Raw genomic sequence first — 12908 nt, forward strand, 5'->3', positions numbered from 1 at the left:
CCCGCGAGGATGTTCCATGACCCGCTCCCTGCCCGAGAATTACCGCGAAATCCTCATCGGCCTCGGTGAAGACCCCGACCGCGAAGGATTACTCGACACTCCGGTACGTGCGGCCAAGGCCATGCAATACCTGTGTCACGGTTATGAGCAGAGCGTCGACGCGATCGTCAATGGCGCACTGTTTGCTTCGGACAGCGATGAGATGATCATCGTCGCGGACATCGAGTTGTACTCGTTATGCGAACATCACCTGCTGCCCTTCATCGGCAAGGCCCATGTGGCGTATATTCCGACCGGCAAAGTGTTGGGGTTGTCGAAGATCGCGCGACTGGTGGACATGTTCGCCCGACGCCTGCAGATCCAGGAGAATCTCACCCGGCAAATCGCCGATGCGGTGCAACAGGTCACTGATGCCGCCGGCGTCGCCGTGGTCATTGAGGCCAGACACATGTGCATGATGATGCGCGGTGTCGAGAAACAGAATTCGACCATGAACACCTCGGTCATGCTTGGCGCTTTTCGCGACTCGAGCAACACCCGCCAGGAGTTCCTGCAATTGATTGGACGGAGCAAATAAATGCCACAACTTCAACCGGGAATGGCGCGCATCCGGGTCAAGGATCTGCGCTTGCGCACCTTTATCGGGATCAACGAGGACGAGATCCTCAACAAGCAGGATGTGCTGATCAACGTCACCATTCTGTACGCCGCGCAGGAAGCGGTGCGTGATAACGACATCGACCATGCACTCAATTACCGCACCATCACCAAGGCGATCATCGCCCACGTCGAGGGCAACCGCTTTGCGCTGCTTGAACGACTGACTCAGGAATTGCTCGATCTGGTGATGAGCAACGGTTCCGTGCTGTACGCCGAAGTCGAAGTCGACAAGCCGCACGCGCTGCGTTTTGCCGAATCGGTGTCGATCACCCTCGCCGCCAGCCGCTGAGCGAGTCTGGCGCATTGGTCGCCAGACTTTTATCATCCGCGCCACGTATTGACTGCACAGAGCCCATCATGACCGAGCAACAACGCCTCGAACTCGAAGCCGCCGCCTTCCGCCGGCTGGTTGCGCACCTGGACAGCCGCAAGGACGTACAGAACATCGACCTGATGAACCTTGCCGGGTTCTGCCGCAACTGCCTGTCGAAGTGGTACAAGGCCGAAGCCGACGAGCGCCAGATCGAAGTCAGCCTCGACGACGCCCGCGAAGTGGTTTACGGCATGCCGTACGCCGAGTGGAAAGCCCAGTTTCAGCAAGAAGCCAACGCCGAACAACAAGCAGCGTTCGCCAAAGGAAAACCCAATGAGTGATCTCAACACCCTGCGCGCCAGCCTCAAAAGCGGCGAACACGTTTTCGCCGACACCTTGGCCTTCATCGCCGCCGGTTACGACTACCAGCCTCAGGCGTTCAACAACGGTGGCGTGGAAAACGCCGCCGGGCAGAACGAAGGTTCGTGCAAGACCCTGGGTCTGGCGCTGCTGGAAGGCTTGAGCAATGAGGAAGCGCTGCTGGCGTTTGGCGAACACTACCGTTCGGTGGTGGCCACGCCTGAGGGCAGTGATCACGGCAATATTCGTGCGTTGATCGCTAGTGGTCTGGCCGGTGTGAAGTTCACCGCGCCGCCCCTGACCCGCCGCTAATCTCAGCCCCATTACATTCCCTGCGGGAGCGAGCTTGCTCGCTTCCACATTTGAATGAACATAAAAAAACCGGCCGAAGCCGGTTTTTTTATGCCTGCGATCTTAGAACGAAGCGTTCTGCAGACCGTCCAGGTAACGCTCGGTGTCCAGTGCCGCCATGCAGCCAGCGCCGGCCGAGGTGATGGCCTGACGGTAAACGTGGTCAGCCACGTCACCGGCGGCAAAGATGCCTTCAACGCTGGTCGCAGTGGCGTTGCCGTCACGACCGCCCTGCACCACCAGATAACCGTCTTTGAGGGTCAACTGGCCTTCGAACAGCGAAGTGTTCGGGGTGTGGCCAATGGCGATGAACACGCCGTCGACTTTGATCTCGTCGAAGCTGCCGTCGTTGTTCTTCAGACGCGCACCGGTCACGCCCATGTTGTCGCCCAGGACTTCGTCCAGATTGGCGTTCAACTTGAGGATGATCTTGCCTTCAGCCACACGGGCATTGAGCTTGTCGATCAGGATCTTCTCGGCGCGGAAGGTTTCGCGACGGTGGATCAGGGTCACGGTGCTGGCGATGTTGGCCAGGTACAGCGCTTCTTCAACAGCGGTGTTGCCACCACCGACCACTGCAACAGGCTTGTTGCGATAGAAGAAACCGTCGCAGGTCGCGCAGGCCGAAACGCCTTTGCCCATGAACGCTTCTTCCGACGGCAGGCCCAGGTAACGAGCGCTGGCGCCGGTGGCGATGATCAGGGCGTCGCAAGTGTAGGTCGCGCTGTCGCCAGTCAGGCTGTACGGCTTGGAAGCGAAGTCCACGGCGTTGATGTGATCAAAGACGATCTCGGTTTCAAAACGCTCGGCGTGCTCGCGCATACGCTCCATCAGCACCGGGCCGGTGAGACCGTGAACATCGCCCGGCCAGTTGTCGACTTCGGTGGTGGTGGTCAGCTGACCGCCAGCCTGCATGCCGGTGATCAGCAGTGGCTTGAGGTTGGCACGGGCGGCATAGACCGCAGCGCTGTACCCGGCAGGGCCGGAACCGAGAATAATCACTCGCGAATGACGGACTTCAGACATGACCTGCTCCTGTTGACCGGGCCGAAAAACTGGCGCGGAACGCCGGACTGCCGGCGGGAATAAAAAAGGACCGTGGATAACCTTGGGGAAGGTATGAACTCGACAGTCCTGTAAAAAGTTGGGTGCAGCGTATCGAGGGGGGCAAGATTAAGGAAATACGGTTTAACAATCCAGCTCATAGGTGGTCTCTATGCCGACACACTGACGAGATGGACGTCTTTGTTACAGTGGATGTCGATCACTCTGCCGCGCTTTCGCAGCCATTGCAAAGTCGGTAAGGTCGGCGCGTTTTCCCTTGCTCGGAGCACCTTATGCCCGCCCCTGTTCTGTCCGGCCCGCAATACCTGCGCGAAGGCCTCAAACTGGTCCTTAGCCCCAGCCTGCGATTGTTTGTGCTGCTGCCGCTGGCCATCAACCTGGTGCTGTTCGTCGGATTGATCTATCTGGCCGGCCACCAGTTCAGCCTGTGGGTCGATACGCTGATGCCGTCGCTGCCCGAATGGCTGAGCTTTCTCAGCTACATCCTGTGGCCGCTGTTTGTCGTGCTCGTCGCACTGATGGTGTTTTTCAGCTTCACCATGCTCGCCAACATCATTGCAGCGCCCTTCAACGGCTTCCTCGCGGAAAAGGTCGAAGTGGTGGTACGCGGCACCGATGACTTCCCCGCCTTCAGCTGGGGCGAACTGATCGCGATGGTCCCGCGCACCCTCGCCCGAGAAATGCGCAAGCTTGGCTATTTCCTGCCGCGTGCGATCGGGTTGTTCATTCTATCGTTCATCCCGGTGGTGAACATCATCGCCGCGCCACTGTGGTTGCTGTTCGGCGTGTGGATGATGGCGATCCAGTACATCGACTACCCGGCGGATAACCACAAACTGGGCTGGAACGAAATGCTCGCCTGGCTGCGGCAGAAGCGCTGGCAGAGCATTAGCTTTGGCGGGATCGTTTATCTGGTGCTGCTGATTCCGGTGGTCAATATTCTGATGATGCCGGCTGCGGTGGCCGGTGCGACGTTGTTCTGGGTACGTGAACGTGGTGCCGAGAATCTGGTGACTCAGCGCTAGACCCGTCACAAATCCATCATCCGAATGTCACAAGCACGACATGGCCTCAGCCGACACTGAGGTCATGACGACAGCTCTGCACATCACTCTGATCACCGAAACCTTCCCACCGGAAATCAACGGTGTGGCCAACACCCTTGGCCGCCTGTGCGATGGATTGCGCGCGCGTGGGCATCAGGTCGAATTGGTGCGTCCACGTCAGGCCGACGATCCACAGCGCAATGAAGACGACGCCCTGCTGCTGTGCCGGGGTTGGCCGTTACCGGGCTATCCTGGGCTGCAATGGGGTCAATCGTCGATGCACAAATTGCTGCGACGCTGGAAGCGCCAGCGCCCGGATGTGTTGTATATCGCGACTGAAGGGCCGCTGGGTTTGTCGGCGTTGCGGGCAGCGCGGCGACTGGGGATCTCGGTGGTCAGCGGTTTTCATACGAATTTCCAGCAATACACCAGTCAGTACGGCCTTGGCCTCTTGACCCGCATGCTTACGCATTACCTGCGCTGGTTTCACAACCGTTCGGCGCTGACGCTGGTGCCGAGCGTGAGCCAGCGCCTGGAGCTGGAGCGTCGGCATTTCGAGCGTCTGGCGCTACTGTCCCGAGGTGTGGACAGCCAGTTGTTTCATCCGGCCAAGCGTTTGAACGCTCTGCGTGAGCAATGGGGATTAGGCGAGCGAGACATTGCGGTGATTCATGTAGGACGGCTCGCGCCGGAGAAAAACCTTGGCTTGCTCAAACGCAGCTTCGAAAAACTGCGAAGCACTTATCCACAGCGCAATCTGAAGCTGATCGTGGTCGGTGACGGGCCGCAACGAATGGCATTGGAAAAGGATCTGCCCGACGCGATCTTCTGCGGCTCACAGCGCGGTGAAGCGTTGGCGGCGCACTATGCGTCGGGCGATGTGTTTCTGTTTCCGAGCCTGACCGAAACTTTTGGCAACGTCGTGCTGGAAGCACTGGCCTCAGGACTTGGGGTGATCGCTTACGATCAGGCAGCAGCGGCGCAGCATATTCGCCATGGCTACAACGGCGTGCTGGCGATGCCCGGCGATGAAGAAGCGTTTTGCGATGCGGCGGCGTGGTTGCTTGAGGAAGAAGAAACGTTACGTTGCGTGCGCCTGAATGCCCGGCAGCATGCGAGTCGCCAAGGGTGGGCGGCGATCATTGAGCAGTTTGAAAGTCACTTGCGGGGGGCGTGTGTGGGGGAGCAGGTGGTGCCGAATGCTCAGACATTGCCCTGAATCTTTACTGAGAGTGAAGGCGTCATCGCAAGCAGGCTCACTCCTACATTGATCGCATTTCATAAGGAAGAACACGGTCAATGGCAGGAGTGAGCCTGCTCGCGATAGCGTCAGTGAGAGCGCCCGTTAAACCAGCGTCATCAACGCATCACGGCTGAACGGCAGAATGTCCTGCTCACGCCCTTCGCGTACTTTCAGCGCCCAGTCCGGATCGACCAGCAGGGCACGGCCCACCGCCACCAGATCAAACTCCTCTTTGTTCAGACGCTCCAGCAGGTTCTCCAGACTGGCTGGTTGAGCAACCTTGTCGGTGTTAACCATGAACTGCAGGAACTCACCATCCAGGCCGACGCTGCCGACAGTGATGGTCGGTTTGCCAGTCAGTTTGCGCGTCCATCCGGCCAGGTTCAGCTCGGAGCCGTCGAATTCCGGCTCCCAGAAGCGGCGAGTCGAGCAGTGGAAAATATCCACACCAGCGTCGGACAACGGTTTGAGGAACTCGCCCAACGCTTCCGGTGTTTGCACCAGACGCGCGGTGTAGTCCTGCTGCTTCCACTGCGAGAAACGGAAGATGATCGGGAAACTTTCTCCGACCGCCGCACGCACCGCTTGAATCAGTTCGATGGCGAAACGCGAACGGTTGGCCAGGCTGCCGCCGTATTCGTCGGCGCGCTGGTTGCTGCCTTCCCAGAAAAACTGGTCGACCAGATAACCGTGGGCGCCGTGGATTTCGACGCCGTCCATGCCAATGCTTTGCGCATCCTTGGCCGCTTGAGCGAACGCGGCGATGACGTCCTGGATATCCTGTTTGGTCATGCCGTGCACGACGACCTGACCATCCTTGAGTTTTTCCGTCGGGCCATAACCCGGCACGCTGGCGTCCGGCTCGGTGCCGATGCGACGAACACTGCCGACGTGCCACAGTTGCGGAACGATCTTGCCGCCCTCAGCGTGTACGGCATCGACCACTTTTTTCCAACCGGCCAACGGCGCTTCACCAAAGAACTGCGGGACGTTCGGATAGCCGTTGGATGCCTGGTGGCCGACAGTGGTGCCTTCGGTGATGATCAGGCCCACACCCGCGGCTGCGCGGCGGCGGTAGTACTCGATGACCTTGGAGTTGGGTACGCCACCCGGGGAAAACGAACGGGTCATAGGCGCCATGACCACACGGGTCGGCAGTTCGAGCGCACCGAGGTGGAACGGTTTGAACAAGGCTTGAACGGGCATCGAAAGGCTCCACAAAAACGTTATCGAGGGCATAAAACCATATGACGGCGATAATATGCGTGAAGACATCAACGCGATAGCACTATTGATCTGAATGATTAAGGGACAAAAGGCAGGCAAAAAAAAATCGCAGCTCAAGGGCTGCGATTTTCGTGTTTCAGCTCAACGCTTTTTCAATCGCGTGCACGATGGTCGGATCATCCGGCGCCGTGCGCGGCGAGAACCGGGCCAGCACCCGGCCGTCCTTGCCGAGCAGAAACTTTTCGAAATTCCAGGTGATATCACCGGGAAATTCCGCGCCCTCGCCCGCCAGCAGACGGTAGAGCTGATGACGGTCGTGACCGTTGACTTCGAGCTTGCTCGACAACGGGAACGTCACGCCATAGTTGAGGCTGCAGAACTCTTGAATTTCCTGTTCGGTGCCTGGTTCCTGACCGGCAAACTGGTTGCACGGCAGGCCCAACACACTGAAGCCTTTACCTTTGAATTGCTGATGGAGGTTTTCCAGCGCCGCATACTGTGGGGTCAAGCCGCATTTGGAGGCGACGTTGACCACCAGCACGACTTGGCCCTTGAAGGGCGCCAGCGGTAGCTCCTGACCATCCAGGGCTGTCAACTTAAGGTCGTGAAAAGCACTCATGACGAACTCCAGGATTCCCGTGTTCTACTCGAAACAGCCACTTGGCGAGGCCACCAAGGACAGCCGCGGACTAAAAAGGCGCCCGCAGGCGCCTCTCCAGTTCTCAAAAGCTTAGCGCAGAAAATCAGTGGTGATGGCCACCTTCGCCATGGACGTGGCCATGAGCGACTTCTTCCTGGCTGGCGTCACGGATAGCAACGATCTTCACTTTGAAGTTCAGGCGCTGACCGGCCAGAGGGTGGTTGCCGTCGACAGTCACGTCGTCGCCGTCCAGGTCACGGATAGTGACGATTTGCATTTGGCCGTCCGGCGCCGAAGCGTGGAACTGCATGCCGACTTCCAGCTCGTCAACGCCTTCGAACATGCTGCGGCTCAGGGTGCTGACCAGCTCAGCAGCGTATTCGCCGTAAGCGTCTTCTGGCTCAACGGAAACGTCCAGCTCATCACCAACAGCTTTGCCTTCCAGAGCTTTTTCCAGGCCCGGGATGATGTTGCCTGCGCCTTGCAGGTAGACCAGCGGAGCGCCGCCGGCGGAGCTGTCGATGACCTCACCAGCGTCGTTGGTCAGGGTATAGTCGATGGAGACAGCCTTATTGGCGGCGATCAGCATGGGGCGAGACCTTTTGCATAAGAATATAGAAAGGCCAAGTTTAGCGAAGCAATCGCGCGAAAGCGAACACAACCCGGACAAACGGGATTCGACGATCAGCGGCTTCCATCAGGACGAAGACGGTCACTGGGTGGTCGAGCTTTCCTGTGGCCATACCCAACACCTGCGCCATCAGCCGCCATGGCAATCGCGAGCGTGGGTGCTGGACCCGGCGCAACGTATTGAAAAAATAGGCCAACCCTTTGCCTGCGGTTGGTGCGCACAAGGCTCGGTTAGCGATAACCTTGGCGACTGAATTTCGGCAGATCGTCAGCTATAGACGGCAGCCATTGCCATGCACCCTTAGAGAATTCGCATGCAAACTTTTTTTATCGCACCCACCGATTTTGGTGTGGGTCTGACCTCCATCAGCCTCGGGCTGGTGCGTACGCTTGAACGGGCCGGGCTGAAAGTCGGCTTCTTCAAACCGATTGCCCAGCCGCATCCCGGCGACACAGGCCCTGAGCGCTCCACCGAGCTGATGGCTCGCACCCACGGCCTGAAACCGCCGCAGCCGCTGGGTCTTGCCCATGTCGAGCGGATGCTCGGCGACGGTCAGCTCGATGAGTTGCTCGAAGAAATCATCGCCCTGTATCAGCAGGCCGCCGTCGGCAAAGACGTGCTGGTGGTTGAAGGCATGGTGCCGACCCGCAGCGCCAGTTACGCCGCGCGGGTCAATCTGCATCTGGCCAAAAGTCTCGATGCCGAGGTGATCCTGGTTTCGGCGCCGGAAAACGAAGTGCTCGCCGAACTCTCCGGCCGCGTCGAACTGCAGGCGCAGTTGTTCGGTGGCCCGAAAGACCCGAAAGTCCTCGGCGTGATCCTCAACAAGGTCAAGACCGACGAGAGCATGGACGCCTTCGCCTCGCGTCTGAAGGAACATTCGCCACTTCTGCGCAGCGGTGATTTCCGCCTGCTCGGCTGCATCCCGTTCCAGCCGGAACTCAACGCGCCCCGTACTCGCGACGTCGCCGACCTGATGGGCGCGCAAGTGCTCAACGCTGGCGACTACGAAACCCGGCGCATGACCAAAATCATCATCTGCGCACGGACCATGCGCAACACTGTCGAGTTGCTCAAGCCCGGCGTGCTGGTGGTAACGCCGGGGGATCGCGACGACATCATCCTCGCCGTCAGCCTCGCCGCAATTAATGGCGTGCCGCTGGCCGGCCTGTTGCTGACCAGCGACACCCTGCCCGATCCGCGCATCATGGACTTGTGCCGAGGTGCCTTGCAGGCCGGTTTACCAGTGTTGTCGGTGAGCACAGGCTCTTACGACACCGCCAATCTGCTAAACGGCCTGAACAAGGAAATCCCGATCGACGACCGTGAGCGCGCGGAGATCATCACCGATTTCGTCGCCAGCCATCTCGATGCCAACTGGCTGCATCAGCGTTGCGGCACGCCAAGAGAAATGCGTCTGTCACCGGCCGTGTTCCGCTATCAATTGATCCAGCGCGCCCAGGCCGCGAACAAGCGCATCGTCCTGCCCGAAGGCAGCGAACCGTTCACCGTGCAAGCGGCGGCGATCTGCCAGGAACGCGGGATTGCCCGTTGCGTGTTGCTGGCCAAACCCGAAGACGTCGAAGCCGTAGCCCGCGCTCAGGGCATCGTGTTGCCGCCGGGGCTGGAAATCCTCGACCCGGATCTGATCCGTGAGCGCTACGTCGAACCGATGGTCGCCCTGCGCAAAAGCAAAAGCCTCAACGCGCCGATGGCCGAGCAGCAACTGGAAGACACCGTGGTGATCGGCACGATGATGCTGGCGCTGGACGAAGTCGACGGGCTGGTCTCAGGTGTGATCAACACCACCGCCAACACCATCCGTCCGGCTCTTCAGCTGATTAAAACCGCGCCGGGCTGCACGCTGGTGTCCTCGGTGTTCTTCATGCTGTTTCCCGAAGAAGTGCTGGTCTACGGCGACTGCGTGATGAACCCGCACCCAAGCGCCGCCGAACTGGCAGAGATCGCCCTGCAAAGCGCCGACTCGGCGGCTGCGTTCGGCATTACCCCGCGCGTGGCGATGATCAGCTACTCCAGCGGTGAATCAGCCACGGGCGAAGAAGTCGAAAAGGTGCGTGAAGCCACCCTGCTCGCCCACGAGCAACAGCATTCGCTGCTGATCGACGGCCCGCTGCAATACGACGCCGCCGCCAACGAAACCGTGGCCCGGCAATTGGCGCCAAACAGCCAGGTCGCCGGTCGCGCGACAGTGTTCGTGTTCCCCGACCTCAACACCGGCAACACCACCCACAAAGCCGTGCAGCGCAGCGCCGACTGCGTCAGCCTAGGCCCGATGCTGCAAGGCCTGCGCAAACCGGTGAACGACCTGCCGCGCGGCGCGCAGGTCGACGACATCGTCTACACCATCGCACTCACCGCGATTCAAGCCGCCAACCGACCTATGGATGTGTAAATGCTGGACTTTCTACCTGCACCGCTGCGCGGTGTAATCGCCTCACTGCTGTTGGCGCTCAACACGATTCTGCTCTGCTCGTTTCTGTTTTGTGTGGCGTTGATCAAGGCCCTGCCGTTCGCGATCACCCAGCGCGTTGCCGGATGGCTGATGAGCCACACCCACGAAGCCTGGATCAGCAATAACAAAGGGTGGATGAACCTGGTGCGCCGCACCCGCTGGCACCTCAGCGGTCTGCAAGGCCTGGACTACAAGCACTCGTACCTGATCACCAGCAACCATCAGAGCTGGGTCGATATCCTGGTGCTGCAATACGTGCTCAACCGCCGCATCCAGCCGCTGAAATTCTTCCTCAAGCAGGAGCTGATCTGGGTCCCGGTGATCGGTCTGGCCTGGTGGGCGCTGGGCTTCCCGTTTATGAAGCGCTACTCCAAGGCCTACCTTGCAAAGCACCCGGAGAAAAAAGGCAAAGACCTGGAAACCACCCGCAAGACCTGCGCGAAGTTTCGCAACAACCCCGTGGGGATTTTCAACTTCGTCGAAGGCACGCGCTTCACTGAAAGCAAGCATGCTCAACAGCAATCACCCTTCAAATACCTGCTCAAGCCCAAGGCCGGCGGCATTGCCTTTGTGCTCGATGCCATGGGTGAACAGCTGGAATCGATCGTCAACGTGACCATCCATTATCCGGCAGGGCGTCCGGGATTCTGGGACCTGCTATGCGGCAACGTGCGGGACGTAGTGGTGCACTTTGAAGAGCTGAAGATCCCGCAGCAATTCATCGGCAAGAACTACGACCAGGACGGCGAATATCGCCTGCAGTTCCAGGGCTGGATCAACCAGCTGTGGCTGGACAAGGATGCGCTGCTGGAGCAAATGCACCGCGAATATCCAGCCAAACACTAGCCCCCTGTGGGAGCGAGCCTGCTCGCGAAAGCGGTGGATCAGCTTGCAAAGATGTTGAATGAGATAACGCTTTCGCGAGCAGGCTCGCTCCCACAGTTTTGATCGCCGTATGCCCGAATAAAAAAGCCCGCCGATGATCACTCATCGACGGGCTTTTTTTGCGGCTTGAAACTGGAAGCTTGTCGCTGCTTCAGTGCTTAGATCGCGCCACGCTTACGCAGCAGATCCAGCACTTGCTTGACGCTCTCTTCCAGCGTCAGCGACTGAGTATCAATCACCAGATCAGCATTCAGCGGCACGTCATACGGGAAAGACTCGCCCGGAATATTATCGCCACCCGCCGCATACAACCCTTGCGGATCACGCTCGGCACAGACGGTCGGCGAAGCCTGCACATAAACCGTCAGCAGACGCTCCTGACCGATCAGCTCCTTGGCCTGCTCGCGACCTTCAGCACTTGGTGCAACGAATGCAGCCAGGGTCAGCAGGCCCGCCTCGTTGAACTGACGCGCCACATGAGCTGCACGACGCCAGTTCTCGGTACGGCCGGCGCGATCCTGTGGCAGACCTTTATTCAGGTCGTGACGCAGGTTCTGACCATCCAGCACAAACACTGCGCGGCCCATGTCGAACAGCTTGCGCTCGACCGCATAGGCCAGCGTGCTCTTGCCCGCGCCCGACAAACCGCTGAACAGCACGGTGGCCGGTTGCTGGCCGAAACGCTGAGCGCGCTCTTCAGTGGCAACATGCGCCAGTTTGCCGTGGTGCGAAGCCGTACCGTGAGCCAGTGGCTGAGCGACGATCATGCCAGCGCCGACGGTGCCGTTGGTCAAACGGTCGATGATGATGAATGCGCCGGTGGTGCGGTTGCTCTCGTAACCGTCGAGGGCGATCGGCGCGTCGAGCGCGATCTTCACCTTGCCGATTTCGTTGAGCTGCAACGCGCTCGCCGGGCCTTCTTCAAGGGTATTCACATCGACCTTGTTGACGATGCTGGCGATGGAGCCCGGCACGTAACTGGTCGCACGTTTGATGTCATATTTCTTGCCCGGCAGCATCGGTTCTTCAGCCATCCACACCAGCATCGCTTCGAAGCTGTCGGTAACCGGCGGCACGTTGTCGGCATGCACCAGCAGGTCGCCACGGGAGATGTCGATTTCGTCTTCCATGGTCAGCGTCACCGCTTGACCTGGACCGGCGTGTTCCAGCTCACCTTCGAAAGTGACGATGGATTTGACGCGGCTGCTCTTGCCCGACGGCAACACCACGACTTCGTCGCCCTTCTTGACGATGCCGCTGGCCAGAGTGCCGGCGAAACCGCGGAAGTTCAGGTTCGGACGGTTGACGTACTGCACCGGGACACGCAGATCGGTGAAGTTGCGGTCGCCCGCCACTTCCACGGTCTCGAGGATTTCCATCAGCGACTGGCCGGTGTACCACGGCGAGCGCTCGGACTTGTTCACTACGTTGTCGCCCTTCAGAGCGGACATCGGCACAAAGTGCATGCTGGTCGGCTTCAACTTCAAGCCTTCGGCGAACTTCAGGTAGTCGGCCTTGATCGACTCGAACACGCCTTCATCAAAGTCCTTGAGGTCCATCTTGTTGATGGCGACAACGATGTGCTTGATGCCCAGCAACGAGGCGATGAAGCTGTGACGACGGGTCTGGGTCTGCACGCCGTAACGGGCGTCGACCAGAATGATCGCCAGGTCACAGGTGGACGCACCGGTGGCCATGTTGCGGGTGTACTGCTCATGGCCGGGGGTGTCGGCGATGATGAATTTGCGTTTGGCGGTAGAAAAGTAGCGGTAGGCAACATCAATGGTGATGCCCTGCTCGCGCTCGGCCTGCAGGCCGTCGACCAGCAACGCCAGGTCGATGTCTTCGCCGGTGGTGCCGACTTTCTTCGAATCGCGGGTGATGGCTTCCAGGTGATCTTCGTAGATCATCTTGGAGTCGTGCAGCAGCCGCCCGATCCGGGTGCTCTTGCCGTCATCGACGTTACCGCAGGTCAAAAAGCGCAGCAGCTCTTTACTTTCGTGCTGGCCCAGGT

At 59.5% G+C, this 12908-nt stretch carries 14 protein-coding genes; 9 read left to right on the forward strand and 5 right to left on the reverse strand.

Annotated features, from left to right (window positions below):
- Nucleotides 1-16 precede the first annotated feature (16 nt).
- The 4 genes from folE to ACIOVB_RS12120 all read left to right on the forward strand — a co-directional run bounded on the left by folE (nucleotide 17) and on the right by ACIOVB_RS12120 (nucleotide 1645).
- Entirely contained in the window at nucleotides 17-577 is a 561-nt protein-coding gene (gene folE, locus ACIOVB_RS12105; RefSeq protein WP_187676808.1) for a GTP cyclohydrolase I FolE, read from the forward strand.
- Nucleotides 578-949, forward strand: coding sequence for a dihydroneopterin triphosphate 2'-epimerase (folX, locus tag ACIOVB_RS12110; protein ID WP_053117178.1), 372 nt, complete (start codon nucleotides 578-580; stop codon nucleotides 947-949).
- A 68-nt stretch (nucleotides 950-1017) separates the two neighbouring features.
- A complete protein-coding gene (locus ACIOVB_RS12115) occupies nucleotides 1018-1314 on the forward strand; it encodes a DUF1244 domain-containing protein (protein ID WP_187676807.1) in 297 nt (98 codons plus the stop codon).
- On the forward strand, nucleotides 1307-1645 hold the full coding sequence (locus tag ACIOVB_RS12120; protein ID WP_401267922.1) for a HopJ type III effector protein: 339 nt from the start codon (nucleotides 1307-1309) through the stop codon (nucleotides 1643-1645). Before ACIOVB_RS12115 ends, ACIOVB_RS12120 begins: the two co-directional genes overlap by 8 nt.
- 102 nt (nucleotides 1646-1747) lie before the next feature.
- Here ACIOVB_RS12120 and trxB read toward each other — a convergent pair whose 3' ends face one another.
- Nucleotides 1748-2710: a thioredoxin-disulfide reductase gene (trxB, locus tag ACIOVB_RS12125; RefSeq protein WP_095190882.1), complete on the reverse strand. Its 963-nt coding sequence runs from the start codon at nucleotides 2708-2710 to the stop codon at nucleotides 1748-1750.
- 311 nt (nucleotides 2711-3021) lie between these two features.
- Between trxB and cysZ the strand changes: the two genes are divergently transcribed.
- A complete protein-coding gene (gene cysZ, locus ACIOVB_RS12130) occupies nucleotides 3022-3774 on the forward strand; it encodes a sulfate transporter CysZ (RefSeq protein WP_401267925.1) in 753 nt (250 codons plus the stop codon).
- A 40-nt stretch (nucleotides 3775-3814) separates the two neighbouring features.
- Nucleotides 3815-5014, forward strand: coding sequence for a glycosyltransferase family 4 protein (locus ACIOVB_RS12135; protein WP_401267927.1), 1200 nt, complete (start codon nucleotides 3815-3817; stop codon nucleotides 5012-5014).
- 126 nt (nucleotides 5015-5140) lie between these two features.
- Here the strand turns inward: ACIOVB_RS12135 and ACIOVB_RS12140 are convergent, their stop codons facing one another.
- From ACIOVB_RS12140 to ACIOVB_RS12150, 3 genes are all read right to left on the reverse strand, one after another.
- Nucleotides 5141-6244 carry an NADH:flavin oxidoreductase gene (locus ACIOVB_RS12140; RefSeq protein ID WP_401267928.1) on the reverse strand — a complete coding sequence of 368 codons (1104 nt, stop codon included), beginning with the start codon at nucleotides 6242-6244 and terminating at the stop codon, nucleotides 5141-5143.
- A 157-nt stretch (nucleotides 6245-6401) separates the two neighbouring features.
- Nucleotides 6402-6884 (reverse strand): glutathione peroxidase, encoded by a 483-nt coding sequence (locus ACIOVB_RS12145; protein WP_187676802.1) that lies wholly within the window; start codon nucleotides 6882-6884, stop codon nucleotides 6402-6404.
- A gap of 124 nt (nucleotides 6885-7008) precedes the next feature.
- Nucleotides 7009-7494 carry a peptidylprolyl isomerase gene (locus ACIOVB_RS12150; protein WP_187676801.1) on the reverse strand — a complete coding sequence of 162 codons (486 nt, stop codon included), beginning with the start codon at nucleotides 7492-7494 and terminating at the stop codon, nucleotides 7009-7011.
- Between ACIOVB_RS12150 and ACIOVB_RS12155 the strand changes: the two genes are divergently transcribed.
- Genes ACIOVB_RS12155 through ACIOVB_RS12165 form a run of 3 tightly spaced genes read left to right on the forward strand, consistent with a single transcriptional unit; the run spans nucleotide 7463 to nucleotide 10855 of the window.
- On the forward strand, nucleotides 7463-7789 hold the full coding sequence (locus ACIOVB_RS12155) for a DUF3565 domain-containing protein (protein ID WP_187676800.1): 327 nt from the start codon (nucleotides 7463-7465) through the stop codon (nucleotides 7787-7789). The two genes, ACIOVB_RS12150 and ACIOVB_RS12155, sit on opposite strands and share 32 nt — an antisense overlap.
- Before the next feature lie 60 nt (nucleotides 7790-7849).
- Nucleotides 7850-9949: a phosphate acetyltransferase gene (gene pta, locus ACIOVB_RS12160; RefSeq protein WP_401267931.1), complete on the forward strand. Its 2100-nt coding sequence runs from the start codon at nucleotides 7850-7852 to the stop codon at nucleotides 9947-9949.
- Nucleotides 9950-10855, forward strand: a complete 906-nt coding sequence (locus tag ACIOVB_RS12165; protein WP_187676798.1) for an acyltransferase — start codon at nucleotides 9950-9952, stop codon at nucleotides 10853-10855. It abuts the gene before it with no gap.
- A 197-nt stretch (nucleotides 10856-11052) separates the two neighbouring features.
- Here the strand turns inward: ACIOVB_RS12165 and cysN are convergent, their stop codons facing one another.
- On the reverse strand, nucleotides 11053-12906 hold the full coding sequence (gene cysN / locus ACIOVB_RS12170) for a sulfate adenylyltransferase subunit CysN (RefSeq protein WP_401267933.1): 1854 nt from the start codon (nucleotides 12904-12906) through the stop codon (nucleotides 11053-11055).
- Nucleotides 12907-12908: the final 2 nt, after the last annotated feature.

Source organism: Pseudomonas sp. NPDC087639 (genome assembly GCF_044743385.1).
Lineage (GTDB): Bacteria > Pseudomonadota > Gammaproteobacteria > Pseudomonadales > Pseudomonadaceae > Aquipseudomonas.